The 19,699-nt window shown below is 65.0% G+C and carries 15 protein-coding genes; 7 read left to right on the forward strand and 8 right to left on the reverse strand.

Annotated features, from left to right (window positions below):
• Positions 1–51: 51 nt before the first annotated feature.
• The 3 genes from AC1TXO_RS19485 to AC1TXO_RS19495 form a co-directional block, all read right to left on the reverse strand.
• Positions 52–987 (reverse strand): AEC family transporter, encoded by a 936-nt coding sequence (locus AC1TXO_RS19485; RefSeq protein ID WP_486403243.1) that lies wholly within the window; start codon positions 985–987, stop codon positions 52–54.
• A gap of 7 nt (positions 988–994) precedes the next feature.
• Positions 995–1,870: a carboxylate/amino acid/amine transporter gene (locus tag AC1TXO_RS19490; RefSeq protein WP_486403244.1), complete on the reverse strand. Its 876-nt coding sequence runs from the start codon at positions 1,868–1,870 to the stop codon at positions 995–997.
• A 180-nt stretch (positions 1,871–2,050) separates the two neighbouring features.
• On the reverse strand, positions 2,051–3,127 hold the full coding sequence (locus AC1TXO_RS19495) for an NAD(P)H-dependent flavin oxidoreductase (protein ID WP_486403245.1): 1,077 nt from the start codon (positions 3,125–3,127) through the stop codon (positions 2,051–2,053).
• Between the two features lie 225 nt (positions 3,128–3,352).
• On the opposite strand from AC1TXO_RS19495, the gene AC1TXO_RS19500 reads away from it, so the two are divergent.
• Positions 3,353–4,234 carry a LysR family transcriptional regulator gene (locus tag AC1TXO_RS19500; protein WP_486403246.1) on the forward strand — a complete coding sequence of 294 codons (882 nt, stop codon included), beginning with the start codon at positions 3,353–3,355 and terminating at the stop codon, positions 4,232–4,234.
• Between the two features lie 101 nt (positions 4,235–4,335).
• On the opposite strand, the gene AC1TXO_RS19505 is transcribed toward AC1TXO_RS19500, so the two are convergent.
• Positions 4,336–4,935, reverse strand: coding sequence for an FMN-dependent NADH-azoreductase (locus AC1TXO_RS19505; RefSeq protein WP_486403247.1), 600 nt, complete (start codon positions 4,933–4,935; stop codon positions 4,336–4,338).
• A 110-nt stretch (positions 4,936–5,045) separates the two neighbouring features.
• Complete coding sequence (locus tag AC1TXO_RS19510) at positions 5,046–5,360, reverse strand: 3-phosphoglycerate kinase (protein ID WP_486403248.1); 315 nt, start codon at positions 5,358–5,360, stop codon at positions 5,046–5,048.
• Between the two features lie 49 nt (positions 5,361–5,409).
• Between AC1TXO_RS19510 and AC1TXO_RS19515 the strand changes: the two genes are divergently transcribed.
• Genes AC1TXO_RS19515 through AC1TXO_RS19530 form a run of 4 tightly spaced genes read left to right on the forward strand, consistent with a single transcriptional unit; the run spans position 5,410 to position 9,599 of the window.
• On the forward strand, positions 5,410–6,333 hold the full coding sequence (locus AC1TXO_RS19515; RefSeq protein ID WP_054893297.1) for a PA3225 family LysR-type transcriptional regulator: 924 nt from the start codon (positions 5,410–5,412) through the stop codon (positions 6,331–6,333).
• 13 nt (positions 6,334–6,346) lie between these two features.
• Positions 6,347–7,159 (forward strand): alpha/beta fold hydrolase, encoded by an 813-nt coding sequence (locus AC1TXO_RS19520; protein ID WP_486403249.1) that lies wholly within the window; start codon positions 6,347–6,349, stop codon positions 7,157–7,159.
• On the forward strand, positions 7,153–7,710 hold the full coding sequence (locus tag AC1TXO_RS19525; protein ID WP_486403250.1) for a peptidylprolyl isomerase: 558 nt from the start codon (positions 7,153–7,155) through the stop codon (positions 7,708–7,710). Before AC1TXO_RS19520 ends, AC1TXO_RS19525 begins: the two co-directional genes overlap by 7 nt.
• Positions 7,711–7,766: 56 nt before the next feature.
• Positions 7,767–9,599, forward strand: a complete 1,833-nt coding sequence (locus tag AC1TXO_RS19530) for an ABC transporter ATP-binding protein (RefSeq protein ID WP_486403251.1) — start codon at positions 7,767–7,769, stop codon at positions 9,597–9,599.
• A gap of 89 nt (positions 9,600–9,688) precedes the next feature.
• Here AC1TXO_RS19530 and AC1TXO_RS19535 read toward each other — a convergent pair whose 3' ends face one another.
• Positions 9,689–10,816: a GNAT family N-acetyltransferase gene (locus AC1TXO_RS19535; protein ID WP_486403252.1), complete on the reverse strand. Its 1,128-nt coding sequence runs from the start codon at positions 10,814–10,816 to the stop codon at positions 9,689–9,691.
• A 264-nt stretch (positions 10,817–11,080) separates the two neighbouring features.
• On the opposite strand from AC1TXO_RS19535, the gene AC1TXO_RS19540 reads away from it, so the two are divergent.
• Positions 11,081–12,325, forward strand: a complete 1,245-nt coding sequence (locus AC1TXO_RS19540; protein ID WP_486403253.1) for a putative porin — start codon at positions 11,081–11,083, stop codon at positions 12,323–12,325.
• A gap of 240 nt (positions 12,326–12,565) precedes the next feature.
• Here the strand turns inward: AC1TXO_RS19540 and AC1TXO_RS19545 are convergent, their stop codons facing one another.
• Positions 12,566–13,687, reverse strand: a complete 1,122-nt coding sequence (locus AC1TXO_RS19545; protein ID WP_486403254.1) for a beta-ketoacyl-ACP synthase III — start codon at positions 13,685–13,687, stop codon at positions 12,566–12,568.
• A 202-nt stretch (positions 13,688–13,889) separates the two neighbouring features.
• Positions 13,890–17,795 carry an ATP-dependent RNA helicase HrpA gene (hrpA, locus tag AC1TXO_RS19550; RefSeq protein WP_486403255.1) on the reverse strand — a complete coding sequence of 1,302 codons (3,906 nt, stop codon included), beginning with the start codon at positions 17,793–17,795 and terminating at the stop codon, positions 13,890–13,892.
• 512 nt (positions 17,796–18,307) lie between these two features.
• On the opposite strand from hrpA, the gene AC1TXO_RS19555 reads away from it, so the two are divergent.
• On the forward strand, positions 18,308–19,672 hold the full coding sequence (locus AC1TXO_RS19555; protein ID WP_486403256.1) for a glutamine synthetase family protein: 1,365 nt from the start codon (positions 18,308–18,310) through the stop codon (positions 19,670–19,672).
• Positions 19,673–19,699 lie beyond the last annotated feature (27 nt).

The raw sequence follows: 19,699 nt of genomic DNA on the forward strand, positions 1-19,699 counted from the left end.
ACACCGGCAATACACCAGAGGCGCCCTCGATGGGCGCCTTTTGCGTGCCTGTCAGCCGGCCACGCCGAGCAGGTACATGAGACCGGTCAGGGTTACCAGCGACACCACGGTCGACAGCAGGATGGTGCGCGATATCAGGCCTGCCTCGCGCTTGTAGTACTCTGCCAGCATGAACGGCCCGGTGCCGGTCGGCAGCGCCGCCAGCAGCACCGCCGAGGACGCCCACATGGTCGGCAGGCTGAATACCTTGAACGCCAGCACCCAGGTCAGTGCCGGTTGCCCGACCAGCTTGAGCCCCACCAGCGGCCACGGGCTGGCCTGGCTGCCGGTACGTTTCTCGGCCAGGAATGCACCCAGCGACACCAGTGCACAGGGCGTGGTCGCCAGCGCGAGCATGTCGAGAAAGTGCATCACCGGCTCGGCCAGGCCCAGGCCGGACATGGCCCAGGCCGCGCCTGCCAGCGGCGCAATCACCAGCGGGTTCTTCGCCAGCGCCTTGCCCACCAGCAGCACGGCACGGCCGATCTGGCGCTCTTCCTGCAGGCCGATCTCGATCAGCGTCAGGGAAATCGCGAATACCAGGCAGACCACGATCAGCGAAGAGATCAACGCCGGTTGCAGCCCCGGCTGGCCGAACAGCAACAGGCACAGCGGGATGCCGATGTAACCGGTGTTGGCGTAGCCTGCGCTCAGGCCATCGATGCTCGCGGCGACCAGCCCATGGCCGCTGAACAGGCGCCAACCCAGGGTGACGAAGAACATCGCCAGTGCCCCGGCGCCGAAGGCGACGATGAACCCGGGATGCCAGATTTCGCTCCAGGTCGCGGTGGCGGTCACCTTGAACAGCAGCGCCGGCAGGCACAGCCAGACCACCATGCGGTTGATCTCGGCGGCGGCCTGCTCGCCGAGCTTGCCGGTCTTGCGGCACAGGTAGCCGACCAGGATCAGCGCGAAGATCGGCGCGACGATGACCAGGATGGTATGCATGCGCGCCTCAGGCCTTGCCGGCCAGTGCCGGGCTGCGGCGCTCGCCCAGGCGGCTCAGCCACACCGAGGCGAGGATCACTGCCCCACCGATGAACAGCCGCCCCAGCGGTTCGTGCTGGTTCCAGATCAGCAGGTTGAGCAGCAGCCCGACCGGCACGTGCAAGTTGTTCATCACCGCCAGGGTGCCGCCGGAAACCAGGCACGCGCCCTTGTTCCACCAGTACAGCCCCAGCGCGGTCGGGCACAGGCCGAGGAACAGCAGCACCAGCCATTGCACGTCGGTGCTCGGCAGGTGCTGGGCGTTGCCGAACAGCAGGAAGGCCGGCAGCACGACGATCAGCGCACCGAGGTAGAAGTAGCCGAAGCGCTTGTAGTGCGGCAGGTCGCTGGGGTGGCGGGCGATCAGGTGGCGGTACAGCACCTGTCCGGCGGCGTAGGTGAAGTTGGCCAGTTGCAGCAGCAGGAAGCCCATGAAGAATTCGCCGCTGATGCTGTCGAAGCGGATTACCGCGGCACCGGCCACCGCCACCAGGGCGGCGAACAGCGCCCACGGGTTGAAACGGCGGTTCAACGCATCTTCGATCAGGGTGACGTGCAAGGGCGTGAGGATGGTGAACAGCAATACCTCAGGCACGGTGAGCACGCGAAAGCTCAGGTACAGGCAGACATAGGTGATGCCGTACTGCAGCGCGCCGATCAGCAGCATCGAGCGCATGAAGCGCGGCTCGACCTGGCGCCAGCGGGTCAGCGGCAGGAACACCAGCCCCGCCAGCAGCACCCGCGCCAGCACGGCAAAATAGCTGTCGACGTGGCCGGCCAGGTACTCGCCGATCAGGCTGAAGGAAAACGCCTGGATCAGCGCGACGATAATCAGGTAGCCCATGGTTGCCTCTCGTGGATCAAGGCGGCGACCTTAGCGGGTACGGGGGGCTCTGGGCAACCGGGAGGATGATGAAGATTCGGCGGTGGATGGCACCGGCTGTGCCGGTGTTCGCGGGACAAGCCCGCTCCCACAGGAATTGGGCTGGCCTCTAGATTTTGAGCAAGACAGTTGCTCCCACATTCAAGTCATTGCGCCAGGCCCTGCCTGCCAGCGCTGTGCTTCGAACTCGGCCATCAGCACCTCGACCAATTGCGCGGCCGGCATGGAGCGCGCCCGGTGGGCGCCGGTGCCGGCCCATTGTGCGGCGAAGTCGCTGCTGCCCTGGGCAGTCGCCACGGCATTGAGCTGCTTGTTGGCATCGTAGGTGCGGGGGTATTGCGGCACACCGGCAGCACTGGTGATCTCGAACGCCCGGTTGACCATACCCCGCGCAGGCCGTCCGGAGATTGCGCTGGTGATCTGCGTCTGCTGCGCCCGCGGCCCGGCCAGTGCCTCGCGATAGGCAGGGTTGGTCGCCGACTCCGGGCAGAGCAGGAACGCCGTACCCAACTGCGCCGCATTGGCGCCGTGCGCGAAGGCCTCGGCAATGTCGGCGCCGTCCATGATCCCACCGGTCGCGATGATCGGCAGTCGAACCCGCCCGGCGAGCAGGCGCACCAGTGCCAGGGTGGTCAGTTCGTCATCATGCTCGGGGTCGAAGATCCCGCGATGGCCGCCCGCCTCGTAACCTTGGGCGATCAGCGCATCGACGCCGGCTTCCTGCACCTGCAGCGCCTCGTCCACGCTGGTGACGCAGGCCAGCAGCACGATGCCGGCCGCCTTGAGCGCCTCGATGTACGACTGCGGCGGCAGACCGAAATGGAAACTCACCACCGCCGGCTTTTCTTCCAGCAGCATCTGCAGCATCTCGGTGTCTTCGACGAACGAGCGATAGATTTCCTGCAAGCCCTGCGGCGGCTGCGCCTGGAACTCGGCAAACCGCGATTCGAGGGTTTGCAGCCAGGCGTCTTCGCGCGCGTCCTCGCGCACCGCCGGGCGATGGCAGAACACGTTGACGTTGAACGGCGCCCGGGTCAGCGCGAAGGTATCGCGGATGCGTTGGCGCGCCTGTGCGACCGAACACGGCCCGATCGCCAGCGACCCCATGGCCCCGGCGTTCGAGACCGCTGCCGCCAGCTGCGGCGTGGAGACCACCGCCATGGGCGCCTGGATGATGGGGAAGCGGATGTTCAGCAAGGCCTGGATATCTGTGCTCATGGAGATTGCTCATCATGGAGTGTGCAGGGCGGGCTGATCGAGCCCCAGCTGCGACCTTAAGCACTCGAACACATCCACACAAATGATGATAAACGATGGAATCCATCACCAATGGTGAAGCGTCATTCGGACAGCAGACGCTGCCCGTACCACTGGAAATCCGCTCATGAAATGATGCATAAACACGCCATCGATCATAATCAGTGATGGGCAAGACTCATGGAAATGCGTCAGTTGAAGATCTTCTGCGCAGTGGCCGAGCTGGGCAGCTTCACCGCTGCGGCGGTCAGGATCAATACGGTGCAGTCCAACGTGACCATGCGGATCAAGGAGCTCGAGGTCGAGCTCAACCGCGAGCTGTTCATCCGCAGGAAGTCCGGCGTGATGCTCACGGCCGCCGGCGAGACGTTTCTCGGTTACGCCCGGCGCATCCTGCAACTGACCGAAGAAAGCCGCAACGCCCTGCTCGATACCGGCGTCCCCAGCGGCCCGCTGCGCCTGGGTTCGATGGAGACCACCGCAGCCATTCGCCTGCCGCAGATCCTCACGCGCTATCGCGAGCAGCATCCCGACGTGCAACTGTCGCTGCTCACCGGCACCACGGCCGAGCTGATCAAGGCCATCGAATCCCACCGGATCGACGGCGCGTTCGTCGGCGGGTTTCACCAGAATCCGGCGCTTGCCCAGCAAGAGGTGTTCTGCGAGGAACTGGTGCTGGTCAGCAGCGGCCAGTTCGATTCGCTCGACACCTTGATGGCGCGCATGCCTTCGCAGACGGTGCTGGTGTTCCGCAGCGGCTGCTTCTACCGCTCGACGCTGGAGAACTGGTTCTACCAGGTGGGCCTGGCCCCCAACCAGATCATGGAGATGGGCACCCTGGATGGCATCCTTTCCTGTGTGTCGGCCGGAATGGGCGTAACCCTGTTGCCAAGGTCGGTCGCGCAGGGCTGCAGCGTGCGTCATGCGATTCGCTGCCATGAGCTGCCCGTGGCGTTCTCTCGCGTATCGACGGTGTTCATCCGCCGCCAGGATGCGCTGCCGACCTCGGCGATGAGCGCCTTCATCGAGATGGCGCAGCAGCGCAGGGAAGCAGTGGACCTGCACTGAGCCTGGCGCGCAAAAAAAAGCCCGGTCATTCGCATGACCGGGCACATACACCCAAAGGAGCAACAGGTGTCAGGGTTGGGAATTCGTTCGCCCTTCAGGCATCAGGCCACTGCGGCCAGCTTGGCCTTGGCCTGGTTCAGCCCCTTCTCGTGGAAGTCGCCGCTCATGTTCAGGCCTTCGGCGTGGATGAAGTTCACCTCGTGGATGCCGATGAAGGCCATCACCTGGCGCAAGTAGGGTTCCTGGTGGTCGCTGGTGGCGCCGGTGTGGATGCCGCCACGGGCAGTCAGGACGATCGCACGTTTGCCGTTGAGCAAACCCTGCGGGCCGGTCGGGGTGTACTTGAAGGTGATGCCGGCGCGCAGCACGTGGTCGAGCCAGGCCTTGAGGGTGCTGGGGATGGCGAAGTTGTACATAGGCGCGGCCATCACCAGCACATCTGCCGCCAGCAATTCATCGGTCAGCTCGTTGGAACGGGCCAGCGCATCGATCTCGGCGGCGCTGCGCTGCGCTTCAGGCTTCATCCAGCCGCCCAGCAGGTTGGCGTCCAGATGTGGCACCGGATTGACCGCCAGGTCGCGGACCTTGATCTCGTCGGCCGGGTGCGCCGCTTGCCACTGCTGGATGAAGTCCCGGGTCAGTTGACGGGAAACGGAATCCTGCTGGCGGGCGCTGCTTTCGATGATCAGTACGCGGGACATGGGGTGCCTCCATCGGCAAAAAGGGTTGCGATTCGATGGAGGTGAGATTAAGGCTTGACCTATCGATAAAAAAGCGTAAAAAGTGGGATCATTCTATCGAATAAATTGTTTTATTCGGGTTTGCAGCTCAGATCGATGCGCAGCTTGATGATCTGCCGATTGAACTTGGCGGTAACGTCCACGTTTTTGCCGGCCGGCACGTTGACCCGGCGCACCCGCGGCGCTTCCGGGCCGTTGCGCATCGTCACCTTGCAGGCGGCGGCGACCTGCCCGTAGTTGTTCAGGCTGATGCTGCCGATATCGTAGGCGGTGTCGTAGGCGGTGTAGTCGAGCTTGACCCCTTCGATCTCCTTCTGCACATCGATCGGATAGGCCATGGCGCTCAGGGGCAGGGACGTCAGCAGTGCTGCAAACCATTTCTTCATTTCGCGCTCTCCTTGTAGTGAGCGCAGCTTAGGACAACAGGAGCCGAAGATGAAAGCGCCGCGCGTGACCCTGGATCAGTGGCGGACCCTGCAGGCAGTGGTCGATCACGGCGGTTTCGCCCAGGCCGCCGAGGCCCTGCACCGCTCGCAGTCCTCGGTGAGCTACACCGTGGCGCGCATGCAGGAGCAACTGGGCGTGCCGCTGCTGCGCATCGACGGGCGCAAGGCAGTGCTGACCGAGGCTGGCAGCGTGCTGCTGCGCCGCTCGCGGCAACTGGTCAAACAGGCCAGCCAGCTCGAGGACCTGGCCCACCACATGGAACAGGGCTGGGAGGCCGAAGTGCGCCTGGTGGTCGATGCCGCCTACCCCAGCGCCCGCCTGGTGCGCGCACTCAGCGCCTTCATGCCGCAAAGCCGTGGCTGCCGGGTGCGCCTGCGTGAAGAGGTGCTGTCCGGCGTCGAGGAAGTACTGCACGAAGGTATCGCCGACCTTGCCATCAGCAGCTTCAACATTCCCGGCTACCTGGGCGCCGAACTGAGCGCGGTGGAGTTCGTCGCCGTCGCCCACCCCGAGCACAGCCTGCACCGGCTGGGCCGCGAGATCACCTTCCAGGACCTGGAAAGCCAGTTGCAGGTGGTGATCCGCGACTCCGGTCGCAGCCAGCCGCGCGATGTCGGCTGGCTGGGTGCCGAGCAGCGCTGGACCGTGGGCAGCCTGGGCACCGCAGCGACCTTCGTCGGCAGCGGCCTGGGCTTTGCCTGGCTGCCCCGGCACATGATCGAACGCGAGCTGCGCGAAGGCCTGCTCAAGCCCCTGCCGCTCGATCAGGGTGGCAGTCGCCACCCGCTGTTCTACCTTTACTCGAGCAAGGAAAAGACCTTGGGTCCGGCCACGCAGATCCTCATCGAGCTGCTGCGCAATTTCGACACCGCGCCACTGGACGTGCCCTTCGCAGCCCCCCCGCAAGCCTGAGAGGACCGCGCCCATGGCCTGTTTCGAACGTGACGGATGCCGCCTGCACTACGAACAACACGGCCAGGGCGAGCCCCTGGTGCTGCTGCACGGGCTCGGTTCGAGCAGCCAGGACTGGGAGCTGCAGGTTCCCGAGCTGAGCCGGCATTACCGGGTGATCCTGATGGACATCCGCGGCCACGGCCAGTCGGCCAAGCCTCGCAACGGCTACCGGATCAAGACCTTCAGCGAAGACCTGCTGGCCCTGCTCGAGCACCTTGGCACAGGCCCGGTGCACTTCGTGGGGCTGTCGATGGGTGGCATGGTCGGCTTCCAGCTTGCCGTCGACCATCCGCACTGGCTGCGCAGCCTGTGCATCGTCAACAGCGCCCCCGAGGTCAAGCGCCACAACCTCGAACACTGGATCTGGTGGGCCAAGCGCTGGAGCCTGGCGCGCCTGCTCAGCGTCGAGACGGTCGGCAAGGGCCTGGCCGCGCGCCTGTTCCCCAAGCCCGAACAGGGCGAATTGCGGCGCAAGATGGCCGAGCGCTGGGCACGCAACGACAAGCGCGCCTATCTCAAGAGCTTCGATGCCATCGTCGACTGGGGCGTGCAGGAACGCATCGGGCAGATCCAGTGTCCGACGCTGGTGATCGCCGCCGACCACGATTACACCCCCATCCAGCAGAAAGAGCGCTACGTCGCCCTGATGCCCCACGCGACACTGGCGGTCATCGAGGATTCGCGGCACGCTACGCCCCTGGACCAACCCGAGGTCTTCAACCAGACCCTGCTGCGCTTTCTCGCAGCGGCATCCACCTCTCAAGGATCATTGAGCCCATGCTGAAGAAACTCCTGATCACCGCCTGCTCGTTCGCCTTCGCCGCCAGCGTGATGGCCTCCGACAAGACCCCTCACGTGCTGCTGGATACCAGCTTCGGCCAGGTGGAGATCGAACTGAACGCCGAGAAGGCACCGATCAGCACCAAGAACTTCCTGCAGTACGTCGACAGCGGCTTCTACAACAACACCATCTTCCACCGCGTGATCCCGGGCTTCATGGTCCAGGGCGGCGGCTTCACCGAGCAGATGGTGCAGAAAGACACCAAGGATCCGATCCGCAACGAAGCCAGCAATGGCCTGATGAACACCCGCGGCACCCTGTCGATGGCGCGCACCTCCAATCCGAACTCGGCCACCAGCCAGTTCTTCATCAACGTGGCCGACAACGACTTCCTCAACCCGGGCCGCGACGCCGGCTACGCCGTGTTCGGCAAGGTGACCAAGGGCATGGAGGTGGTCGACCAGATCGTCAACTCGCCCACCACCGTCAAGAAAGGCATGCGCGATGTACCGACCGACCCGGTCTACATCAAGTCGGCCAAACGTATCGACTGATCGCGGGTCTCACAGGGACGTGAAGCCGCCCGCGAGCGGGATCAACAGGAGTGCCCATGCTGTACCGTCGTTTCGAGCAACTGATCGATATCTTCCGTGAGGCGCCCAGCGAGGCGCCGCCGAGCACGGTCTGGCCGTTCTACCTGTACTACCTGCGCCAGGTGTGGCCGAGCTTTCTCGCCCTGCTGGTGGTCGGCCTGGTCGCCTCGCTGATCGAGGTTGCGCTGTTCAGCTACCTGAGCCGCATCATCGACCTGGCCCAGGGGACGCCCAACATCAACTTCTTCAGCGAGCACAAGGGCGAGCTGATCTGGATGCTGGTGGTGGTGCTGGTGTTGCGCCCGGTGTTCTTCGGCCTGCACGACCTGCTGGTGCACCAGACCATCAACCCGGGGATGACCAGCCTGATCCGCTGGCAGAACCACAGCTACGTGCTCAAGCAGAGCCTGAACTTCTTCCAGAGCGACTTCGCCGGGCGCATCGCCCAGCGCATCATGCAGACCGGCAACTCGCTGCGCGACTCGGCGGTGCAGGCGGTGGATGCGCTGTGGCACGTGCTGATCTACGCGATCAGCTCGCTGGTGCTGTTCGCCGAGGCCGACTGGCGCCTGATGATCCCCCTGCTGGTGTGGATCGTCGGCTACATCGCCGCGCTCTACTACTTCGTGCCACGGGTCAAGGAGCGCTCGGTGGTGTCGTCGGATGCGCGCTCGAAACTGATGGGGCGCATCGTCGACGGCTACACCAACATCGCCACGCTCAAGCTGTTCGCCCACACCGACCACGAACAGCAGTATGCCCGCGAGGCGATCAGCGAACAGACCGAGAAAACCCAACTGGCCTCACGCGTGATCACCAGCATGGACGTGGTCATCACCACCCTCAACGGCCTGCTGGTGGTCGCCACCACGGGCCTGGCGCTGTGGCTGTGGAGCCAGTCGCTGATCAGCGTCGGCGCCATTGCCCTGGCCACCGGCCTGGTGATCCGCATCGTCAACATGTCCGGCTGGATCATGTGGGTGGTCAACGGCATCTTCGAGAACATCGGCATGGTCCAGGACGGCCTGCAGACCATCGCCCAGCCGGTCTCGGTCACCGACACGCCCAATGCCCCGGCGCTCAAGGTCAACCGTGGCGCGGTGCGTTTCGATGACGTGGACTTCCACTACGGCAGGGGCGGCAAGGTCATCGACGGTCTGAACCTGGACATCCGCCCGGGCGAGAAGATCGGCCTGATCGGCCCGTCCGGGGCGGGCAAGTCGACACTGGTCAACCTGCTGCTGCGACTGTACGACGTACAGGGCGGGCGCACCCTCATCGACGGCCAGGACATCGCCCAGGTCAACCAGGCCAGCCTGCGCGCGCAGATCGGCATGATCACCCAGGACACCTCGCTGCTGCACCGCTCGATCCGCGACAACCTGCTGTATGGCCGGCCGGATGCCAGCGACGAGGAGGTCTGGGAGGCGGTGCGCCGCGCGCGTGCCGACGAGTTCATCCCGCAGCTGTCCGACGCCCAGGGCCGCACCGGCTTCGATGCCCATGTCGGCGAGCGCGGGGTCAAGCTCTCCGGTGGTCAGCGCCAGCGCATCGCCATTGCCCGGGTGCTGCTGAAGAACGCGCCGATCCTGATCATGGACGAAGCCACCTCGGCGCTGGACTCGGAAGTCGAGGCGGCTATCCAGGAAAGCCTGGAAACGCTGATGCAGGGCAAGACCGTGATCGCCATCGCCCACCGCCTGTCGACCATCGCCCGGATGGACCGCCTGGTGGTGCTGGAAAAGGGGCGTATCGTCGAAAGCGGCAGCCACGCCGAGCTGCTGGCCCAGCAGGGGCTGTATGCGCGGTTGTGGCATCACCAGACCGGCGGGTTCGTCGGGGTGGATTGATGTCGATGCAAGGGGCTTTTCGCGGGTAAACCCGCTCCCACAACCAACCTGTGGGAGCGGGCTGACCCGCGAAGCATCCAACCCCCTGCTCACTCGCGCCGATAAGGCAGCATCTCCCGCGCCTGCTCGGCATACGCCCTGACCCCTTCGCGTTCCTCGGCCAGAAATTCGTCCACCGCCCGCCGCAGCCCCGGATGACGCAGGTAGTGCCAGGAGCGCGTCAGCACCGGCTCGAAGCCGCGAATCAGCTTGTGCTCGCCCTGAGCCCCGGCATCGAAACGCTGCAGTCGCTCGGCAATCACGTAGTCCATGCCCTGGTAGAAACAGGTCTCGAAGTGCAGCCGGTCGAATTCGTCCAGGCAGCCCCAGTAGCGACCGTAGAAACTGTCGCCACCGACCAGGCTCAGGGCCATGGCCACGTCACGGCCGTTCTGCCGCGCGATCACCACCCGCAACGCCTCGGGCATGCGCTCGGCCAGCAGGCTGAAGAACTCGCGGGTCAGGTAGGGCGCACGACGGCGCACGGCGTAGGTGTTGGCGTAGCAGCGGTAGATGAAGTCCCAGCGCGCCTGGTCCAGCGCGTCGCCGCGCAACCACTCGAAATCGATGCCCTGCCCCGCCACCTGTTCGCGCTCCTTGCGTATCTGCTTGCGCTTGCGCGAGCTCAGGGTGTCGAGAAAATCCTGGAAGTCGCGGTAACCAGGGTTGCGCCAGTGGAACTGACAACCCAGGCGCTCCATCCACTCGGGCTGGCCGAGCATCTGCTGGTCGAGGGCGCTGTCGGTGAAGTTGATGTGCGCACCGGACAACTCGCCCTGCACCAGGTATTGCGGCAAGGCCTGCAGCAACAGCAGGCCATCGGCAGGCTCGACGCTCAACAGCCGCGGCCCGCTGACCGGGCTGAAGGGTACGGCCCCGAGCAGCTTGGGGTAGTACGGGATGCCCGCACGCTCGCAGGCTCCGGCCCAGCCATGGTCGAACACGTACTCGCCGAAAGAATGCCATTTGCGGTACGCCGGCAGCAGTGCCCGCACCTGACCGTCGCGCTCCAGCACCAGGTGCTCGGCGGCCCAGCCCGTCTGGCGGCTGACGCTGGCGCTGTCTTCCAGCGCGCTGAGGAAGGCATGGCGCAGGAATGGCTGGCCAGCAGGTACCAGGGCGTCCCAGGACAGTGCCGGGATATCACGCAGGTGGGCAAGACTGTAGAGGCTGGTCACGACTTCGACTCCCTGGGCTCAGGCCGCCAGTATCACCAAAGGCGCCGATTCACTCAAATGCCGAGGACTGTTCCTATACCCATGTGAGTAATTACTTCACAGAGGTGCCACTAAATAGACATTATTCTGTAATCCCCCCTCGCAATACTTGCGCCTGTTTTTCGGATGCCGAGAACCTGTCTAGTCAGGCCTTTTCCGGAGACATGCCAACTTGGGGGTGGGCGCAAAAAAGCCTCCCCACACTTTTCCAATAGGGAGAACCTTATGCGTCTTGTTTCTACACTTACCGGAGTTAGCCTCACCGGCATGATGCTGGCCCTGAGCGCCCCGGCCAGTGCTGCAGTCGACGCCAAGCTGCTCGAAATGCTCCGCGCCAATGGCTCGATCAACCAGGCGCAGTACAGCGAACTGCAGGCCGATCTGGCAAAAGAAACCAAGGAAAAGGCCGACCAGAAGGCACAGTCCGAGCGCCTGAGCTCCTTCGAACAGAAAGTGGCATGGGCCGCCAAGACCCAGATCAAGGGTGACGTGCGCCTGCGTTACGAAGACGTCAACGTCGACAACCCACGCAGCGGCAGCGGCAACCAGGACCGCGAACGCGTCCGTGCCCGCGTCGGCTTCTACAGCGAAATCAACCCGCAGGTCGACGCTGGCGTACGTATCGCCACCGGCAGCAGCGCCGATGGCCGCTCGACCAACCAGAGCCTGGACAACTACTTCGAGAAGAAATCGCTGTGGGTCGACCTGGCCTACCTCGACTGGCACCCGACCGCCATCCCGAACCTGCACCTGATCGGCGGCAAGATGCAGCAGCCTTGGGTGAGCATGGGCGACATCATCTGGGATAGCGACCTGAACCCTGAAGGTGTGGCAGTCACCTACAAGACCAACCTGGGCAGCACCGAGCTGTTCGGTAGCGCCGGTCAGTACACCCTCAAGGACAACGTCGACGGCGACGGCGTGCAGTTCAAGCACGACGCCCAGCTGTACCACGGCCAGTTGGGTGCTCGCTTCGCACCGGCTGACAGCCTCAAGGTCACCGTTGGCGGCAGCATCTACGGCTACGACAACGACAAGGAATCTGCCGCCCTGCGTCAGTTCGGCAACACCACCAACGAATTCAACCTGGTGGAAGGCTTCGGTCAGATCGACTTCACCGGCTTCGCCATTCCGCTGGCTGCCTACGGCCAGTACGTGAAGAACACCGAAAGCACCGACGGCGAAGACAAGGCCTGGCTGGCCGGTGTCAAGACCAAGCTCGGCGCCTGGAGCCTGGACTACAACTACCGCGACGTGCAGCGCAACGCTGTGGTCAGCGCCTTCACCGACTCCGACTTCGGCAACGGCTTCACCGGTGCTCGCGGTCACAAGTTCAAGGTCGGTTACGAAATCGACAAGAACTTCGCCGTCGGCGCAGCCTACCTGATGGCCAAGACCGACCGTTCGCAGCTGCCGAACACCGATGCAGACGTCGACACCCTGCAGGTCGACCTGGAAGCCAAGTTCTAAACGAACGCTCCCCTGCGTAGCTCAGCGGGAAGTGCCGACCCCATCCGGCGCTTCCCGCTTTTTTTCGTCTGCTGAAAAAACAGCGGCCCTTTCGCGGGCAAGCCCGCTCCCACAGGTACACCACTGCCTTCAAGGGCAGTCAATCCTGGACTGCCCCCAAAAAGTTGGACACAAATCCAACTCTCGGGGGCAGCCCATCCTGTGGGAGCGGGCTTGCCCGCGAAAGGGCCGCAGCCGTTATCAGCGCTTGCGCAGAATCACGCTACCAATCGAATACCCCGCCCCGAACGAGCTCAGCACCGCCAGCGAGCCCTCGGCCAGGTCATCCTGGTACAGGTGGAAGGCGATCACCGACCCCGCCGAACTGGTGTTGGCATAGCGGTCGAGAATCACCGGAGCCTCCTGCTCGCTCACTTCACGCCCCAGCAGCTTCTTGACGATCAGGTGGTTCATGCTCAGGTTGGCCTGGTGCAGCCAGAAGCGCTTGACGTCGGCGGGCTGCAGGTCGTTTTCGGCCAGGTGCTTGCCGATCAGTTCGGCAACCATCGGGCAGACTTCCTTGAACACCTTGCGTCCTTCCTGCACGAACAGCTTGTCGCGCGTGCCCTCGCCTTCTTCAGCCGCACGGTTGAGGAAACCGAAGTTGTTGCGGATGTTGTTGGAGAAGGACGTCAGCAGCTTGGTGCTGACGATCTCGAACTGATGCCTGGAAGTGGCCTTGTCGGCACGCTCGAGCAGCACGGCAGTGGCGGCGTCGCCGAAGATGAAGTGGCTGTCGCGGTCGCGGAAGTTCAGGTGGCCGGTGCAGATCTCCGGGTTGACCATCAGGATCGCCCGGGCCTGGCCGAGCTGGATGGCGTTGGCGGCGTTCTGGATACCGAAGGTGGCCGAGGAACAGGCCACGTTCATGTCGAAACCGAAGCCCTGGATGCCAAGGGCCTGCTGCACTTCGATGGCGATGGCCGGATAGGCGCGCTGCAGGTTGGAACAGGCGACGATCACCCCATCGACGTCGGCGGCGCTGCGGCCGGCGCGCTCCAGGGCCTGGCGGGCTGCGGCCACGGCCATTTCGCAGAGAATCGAGTACTCGTCGTTGGAGCGCTCCGGCAGGCGCGGCTTCATGCGCTGCGGGTCGAGGATGCCGGCCTTGTCCATGACGAAGCGGCTCTTGATGCCGGAGGCCTTTTCGATGAACGCCGCATCGGACAACGGCGCGGCTTCGACCTCGCCGCGCGCGATGGCGTCGGCGTTGTCGTGGTTGAACTGTTGCGACCAGGTGTTGAAGGATTCCACCAGTTCTTCGTTGGAGATGCTCTGGGCCGGGGTATACAGGCCGGTGCCGCTGATCACGACGTTGTGCACGGTCGTTCCTCTGGTCTGTGGCCTGCGCCTGGCGGGCGTTGGCCGGGATGGGCTGTGATTAATGGCACTTTAGTACCAATTTGAAATCGTGAAGCGAGGCAAGCCCGCCCCCACAAGTCTCCTGCCTGTGGGAGCGGGCTCGTCCCGCGATGGGCCGCAACGCAGCCCAAAATTGCACCAATATTGCCACAACTCAGGGAATTTAGGCTTCCACCAAACTCCACTGCTTGCTCAGGCGCTTGTCCGAAACCGCTACCTTGGTCCCCAACTGCTGGGCGAACAGCGACACGCGGTATTCCTCCAGCAGCCAGCGGTACAGCGTCAGTTCCGCATCGCGCTTGCCCTCTTGGGCATGCTTGTCGGCGCGGGCCTTGTACTGGCTCCAGAGGTTGCCCAGCTCACCGCTCCAGACCCGGTCCTTCTGCACCTGCGAGCCCAGCTTCTCCAGACGCAGCTCGATGGCCTTGAGATAACGCGGCAGCTCCTTGAACCACTGCGCCGGTGTCTCGCGCACGAACCCCGGGTACACCAGGTTGCCCAGCTGCTGCTTGATGTCGTTCAGCGCCACGGCCTGGCTCAGGTCGATCTTGCCCTTGAAGCGCTTCTGCAAAGCGTGCCACAGCTTGAGCACTTCCAGGGTCTGGCGGGCCAGGCGTTCGGCGTGCTCGGCCCAGTCGCCACGCTTGCGTTCAGCGAGCGAGGCCAGTGCGGCGCCGTCACGCGGCAGCGGCGACTCGCCTTCGAGCACACAGCTGTCGAGGCTGGCCAGCAGGATATCCTCGACCAGCGATTCGACCCGTCCCAGCTCGCGGTACAGCAGGCCCAGCTCGGTCAGCCCCGGCAGCTTGCCGCGCAGGAACTTGGCAGGCTCGGCCAACTGCTGCAGCAACAGGCGCTGCAGCGCGCGGCGATGCTGGAACTCGGCCTCGGCCTGGGTCGAGAATCGGCCCTCGCGCACGCTGCCGTTGTCTTCCACCAGCGCCGGGTAGACTGTCAGCGACAGGCCGGCGATCTTCTGCTGGGCGGTCTGCGCCACCTGGGCGAAGGCCTTGGCCTGCACCGGCTGTTCGGTTTTCTCGTTGCGCGGCAAGGCCAGCGCAGCCTGGCTGGCGGCGGCAAAGCGCGCGGTCAGCTCGACCAGGTCGCGGCCCTCGCCAAGGAGCTTGCCCTGGCCGTCGACCACCTCGATGTTCATGCGCAGGTGCCCTTCGACCTGGCCGACCGATTCGGCCCAGGCTTCGTCCGACACCCGTGCCCCGGTCATGCGCAGCAGCTCCTGGCCCAGGGCCCGCGGCAAGGCGCCCTGGCCGAAGCTCATGCGCGCCAGCGCCGCCTTGACGAAGTCCGGTACCGGCACGAAGTTCTTGCGCAGGGCCTTGGGCAGGTTGCGCACCAATGCCACGCACTTGGCTTCCAGCAACCCCGGCACCAGCCACTCCAGGCGCTCGCCCGGCAGGTTCGGCAGCAAGGGCGCCGGCACCCGCACGGTCACCCCGTCACGCGGGTGGTTGGGCTCGAAGTGATAGCTCAGCGGCAGGCGCAACTCGCCCACCTGCAGGTGGTCGGGGTACAGCGCGGCGGTGACTTCGCTGGCCTCACGGGCCAGCACGTCTTCTTCGCGCATGATCAGCAGGTTGGCGTCCTTCTGGCTGTTCATCCGGTACCAGCTGTCGAAGGTCGCGGTCTGGTGGATTTCCTCCGGCAGGCGCGCCTCGTAGAAGGCGTACAGGGTTTCTTCGTCGGCAAGAATGTCGCGACGGCGGGCCTTGGCTTCCAGCTCGTCGAGCTGTTCGAGCAGGCGCTTGTTGGCCGCCAGGCACCTGGCCTTCGACTGGATCTCGCCGCCGACCAGCCCTTCGCGGATGAACAGTTCGCGCGAGACCACCGGGTCGATCGGACCGAAGTGCACCGGGCGGCGTCCGACCAGGATCAGCCCGTACAGGGTGATCTGCTCGTAGGCCACCACCTGGCCGCGCTTCTTCTCCCAATGCGGCTCGAAGTGGTTCTTCTTGATCAGGTGCCCGGCCAGCGGCTCGATCCAGTCGGGCTCGATCTTGGCGACCATGCGTGCATACAGCTTGGTGGTTTCCACCAGTTCGGCGGCCATCACCCACTGCGGACGCTTGCGACCAATGCCGGACGAGGGGTGCACCCAGAAGCGCCGCTGGCGTGCGCCCTGGTAATCGCCCTCTTCGGTCTTGTGGCCGATCTGGCTGAGCAGGCCGCTGAGGATCGCCTTGTGCAGGCGCTGGTAGTCCGAGGGGTCCTTGTTCACCGCCAGCTGCAGGTCGCGGCAGATCAGCGACAGCTGGCGGTGGGCGTCTCGCCATTCACGCAGGCGCAGGTAGCTCAGGAATTGCTTGCGGCACCAGTTGCGCAGGGGGTTGGCGGTCAGCGCCTGGCGCTGCTCCTCGAAGCCGCGCCACAGGTTGACCAGCGCGGCGAAGTCCGAGTCGACATCCTTCCACTGCGCATGCGCCTGGTCGGCCGCCTGCTGACGCTCCGGCGGACGCTCGCGCGGGTCCTGCACCGACAGCGCACTGGCGACGATCAGCACTTCCTGCAGGCTGCCCTGGCGCGCGCCTTCGAGGAGCATGCGCCCCAGGCGCGGGTCGATCGGCAGGCGCGCCAATTGGCGGCCCAGCGGCGTCAGCTGGTTCTCGCGGTTGACCGCCGAGAGCTCCTGCAGCAGGTTGAAGCCGTCGCTGATGGCCTTGCCATCCGGCGGTTCGATGAACGGGAACGCATCGATCGCGCCCAGGCGCAGGTGCAGCATCTGCAGGATCACCGCGGCCAGGTTAGTACGCAGGATCTCGGGATCGGTGAACGCCGGGCGACCGTTGAAGTCGTCCTCGCTGTACAGACGGATGCAGATACCCGGCTCGACCCGCCCGCAGCGGCCCTTGCGCTGGTTGGCGCTGGCCTGCGACACCGCCTCGATGGGCAGGCGCTGGACCTTGGCGCGGTAGCTGTAGCGGCTGATGCGCGCGGTGCCGCTGTCGATCACATAGCGGATGCCGGGCACGGTCAGCGAGGTTTCGGCGACGTTGGTCGCCAGCACCACGCGCCGGCCACTGTGGGACTGGAAGATCTTCTGCTGCTCGGCCGGGGTCAGGCGCGCATACAGTGGCAGGATCTCGGTATGGCGCAGTTGCGCCTTGCGCAGGATCTCGGCGGCATCACGGATTTCGCGCTCACCGGGCAGGAACACCAGCACGTCCCCCGGGCCCTTGCCCTGGCTGCGCTCGTGCTGGGCGATCTCGTCCAGCGAGGCGAGGATGGCCTGGTCGACGGTGAGGTCGTCCTCGACCTGGTTGCCCTCCTCGTCCTGCTCGCTGGTCAGCGGGCGATACCAGGTGTCCACCGGGTAGGTGCGGCCGGACACCTCGATGATCGGCGCGCCGTCGAAGTGCTTGGAAAAGCGCTCCAGGTCGATGGTCGCCGAAGTGATGATCAGCTTGAGGTCGGATCGCCGGTGCAGCAGGGTCTTGAGGTAGCCGAGCAGAAAATCGATGTTCAGGCTGCGCTCGTGGGCTTCGTCGACGATGATCGTGTCGTAGCGCTCGAGGAAGCGGTCGTGCTGGGTCTCGGCCAGCAGGATACCGTCGGTCATCAGCTTGACCAGGGTGTTCGCGTCGCTCTGGTCCTCGAAACGCACCTGGTAACCCACCAGCGCCCCGAGCGGCGTGCCCAATTCTTCGGCCACCCGCGCCGCCACGCTGCGCGCGGCAATCCGGCGAGGCTGGGTGTGAGCGATCAGGCCATGACTGCCACGGCCCAGTTCCAGGCAGATCTTCGGCAGCTGGGTGGTCTTGCCCGAGCCGGTTTCCCCGGCGATCACCAGTACCTGGTGCTCGGCCAGCGCCTTCTTGATCTCGTCGCGCTTGGCAGCGATGGGCAGGTTGTCATCGTAGCGGATGCTCGGCACGCTCAGCTGGCGCGCGGTGACCTGGGCGCAGGACGCCTGGACCTTCTCCACCCACTGCGCCAGCTTGCCCTCGTCGGGGCGCTTGCGCAGCTCGTGCAGTTGCCGGCGCAGACGATGGCGGTCGGCGATCATGGCGTGGTCGAGGTTTTGCAGCAGTTTGTCGATGGCGTGGTCAGTCATGGGGCTTTCTGGTGATGCAGGTGAGCCTGCTTTTGCATGATCGGCATTCATATAAGCGGGCAATTGTCGCAGATTTGTCGGGGGTTTGCTGGCTGGGCTCGGAACCGGGGTCGCCCCCGTCAGAACATTCAGCAGGACGTTTCCGAGACCCGCTCGCAAAACCACACAAATGTTTAGCAGCGTACGGAGTAAACGTCGCCATTCACTGCTTTAATCAACCTTATCCAGCATGTGAGTATCCAAGGCATGATGCCCGACCCGATCACCGCGCCCCCGCTGTCCCGTCCTTCGCTGCCGAAGGTCAGGGCCCGCGCCGGTGAAAATCCGCTGGTCCACGTCATCCTCGCCTTCTGGGCCCTGTGGCATTGCCGTCATGCCCGCCCGCCAGATACCTCGCTCGCCGCCAACTGACTCGACCGCAGCCCTGTGGCTGCTTGAATCCGTCCGACGCACCGCGCCAACCTGCGGTGGTCTTGTGCGCACCTGAACGACAGGTGCCAAAGCGAGCCCCCATGCACTTTGCCAACCCCGAACAAGCCCGGCGCTTCCTGGCCGACAACCCCGATATCGAACTGTTCGAACTGTTCATCCTCGACGCCAACGGCGTACCACGCGGCAAGCTGCTGCACCGTGACGAGCTGATGGCCGTGTATGAAAGCGGTCGGCCGCTGCCCAGCACCATCCTTGGCCTGACCGTCAATGGCGACGACGTGGAAAACTCCGGGCTGGTCTGGGAGGTCGGCGACATCGACTGCCGCGCCTATCCACTGGACGGCAGCCTGGTGCGCCTGCCCTGGCGCAAGGTGCCGACCGCGGCGGTGCAGGTCAGCATGCACCCCAGCGAAGGCTTGCCGGCCAGTGTCGCCGATCCGCGTCATGTGCTGCTGCACACCATCGAGGCGCTGAAGGCCGAGGGTTATCACCCGGTGATGGCCTGCGAGCTGGAGTTCTACCTGCTCGACCAGCAGCGTGACGCCCAGGGCCGCCCGCAACCGGCGCTGGACAGCGACGGCGGACGGCCACGCAGCACGCAGGTCTATGGCCTGCGCGAACTGGAGCAGATCGAGCCCTTCCTCGCCGACCTGTATGCCGCCTGCAAGGCCCAGGGCATTCCGGCGCGCACGGCGATTTCCGAGTACGCACCCGGCCAGGTGGAGATCACCCTGGAGCACGGCGATGCCCTGGCGGCGATGGACCAGGCCGTGCGCTACAAGCGCCTGGTCAAGGGTGTGGCCCACGCCCACGGCATGCAGGCCTGCTTCATGGCCAAGCCCTTCGCCCAGATCGCCGGCACCGGCATGCACATGCACCTGAGCCTGGCCGACAGCGAAGGCCGCAACCTGTTCGCCAGCGAAGACCCGGCGGGCACGCCGCTGCTGCGCCAGGCCGTGGCCGGCATGCTGCGCCACCTGCGCGATTCGCTGCTGCTGTTCTGCCCCAACGCCAACTCGTTCCGCCGCTTCCAGGCCAACAGCTATGCCCCCCTGGCGCCGACCTGGGGCGTCGACAACCGCACCGTGAGCCTGCGCGTGCCCGGCGGACCGGCGCCCAGCCGGCATATCGAGCACCGCATCTGCGGCGCCGATGCCAACCCGTACCTGGCCGCCGCCGCCATTCTCGCCGCCACCCACCAGGGCATCCGCGAGCAGCTGGACCCGGGAGCGCCGGTCGAAGGCAACGGCTACGCCCAGGCCACCGAGCACCTGCCCACCGACTGGCTCACCGCCCTCGAATCGCTGGAGCGCTCGGCGTGGGCGCGCGAAGCCCTGGGCGAGGCCTTCCTCGGGGTGTACCTGAAGGTCAAGCGTGCCGAATACCGCCAGTTCATGGCCGAAGTCGGCGAGCAGGACTGGCGCTGGTACCTGCACCAGGCCTGAGCACTACCCTCTCCAGAACAAGGAACA

The sequence above is a fragment of the Pseudomonas sp. FA117 genome (genome assembly GCF_057370475.1).

Bases quoted from the DNA above. Each gene is read 5' to 3' on its own strand.
- AC1TXO_RS19485 (WP_486403243.1), bottom strand. From the start codon at position 987: ATGCATACCATCCTGGTCATCGTCGCGCCGATCTTCGCGCTGATCCTG.
- AC1TXO_RS19525 (WP_486403250.1), top strand. From the start codon at position 7,153: ATGCTGAAGAAACTCCTGATCACCGCCTGCTCGTTCGCCTTCGCCGCC.
- AC1TXO_RS19555 (WP_486403256.1), top strand. From the start codon at position 18,308: ATGCACTTTGCCAACCCCGAACAAGCCCGGCGCTTCCTGGCCGACAAC.
- hrpA (WP_486403255.1), bottom strand. From the start codon at position 17,795: ATGACTGACCACGCCATCGACAAACTGCTGCAAAACCTCGACCACGCC.
- AC1TXO_RS19520 (WP_486403249.1), top strand. From the start codon at position 6,347: ATGGCCTGTTTCGAACGTGACGGATGCCGCCTGCACTACGAACAACAC.
- AC1TXO_RS19530 (WP_486403251.1), top strand. From the start codon at position 7,767: ATGCTGTACCGTCGTTTCGAGCAACTGATCGATATCTTCCGTGAGGCG.
- AC1TXO_RS19515 (WP_054893297.1), top strand. From the start codon at position 5,410: ATGAAAGCGCCGCGCGTGACCCTGGATCAGTGGCGGACCCTGCAGGCA.
- AC1TXO_RS19490 (WP_486403244.1), bottom strand. From the start codon at position 1,870: ATGGGCTACCTGATTATCGTCGCGCTGATCCAGGCGTTTTCCTTCAGC.
- AC1TXO_RS19495 (WP_486403245.1), bottom strand. From the start codon at position 3,127: ATGAGCACAGATATCCAGGCCTTGCTGAACATCCGCTTCCCCATCATC.
- AC1TXO_RS19540 (WP_486403253.1), top strand. From the start codon at position 11,081: ATGCGTCTTGTTTCTACACTTACCGGAGTTAGCCTCACCGGCATGATG.
- AC1TXO_RS19500 (WP_486403246.1), top strand. From the start codon at position 3,353: ATGCGTCAGTTGAAGATCTTCTGCGCAGTGGCCGAGCTGGGCAGCTTC.
- AC1TXO_RS19505 (WP_486403247.1), bottom strand. From the start codon at position 4,935: ATGTCCCGCGTACTGATCATCGAAAGCAGCGCCCGCCAGCAGGATTCC.
- AC1TXO_RS19510 (WP_486403248.1), bottom strand. From the start codon at position 5,360: ATGAAGAAATGGTTTGCAGCACTGCTGACGTCCCTGCCCCTGAGCGCC.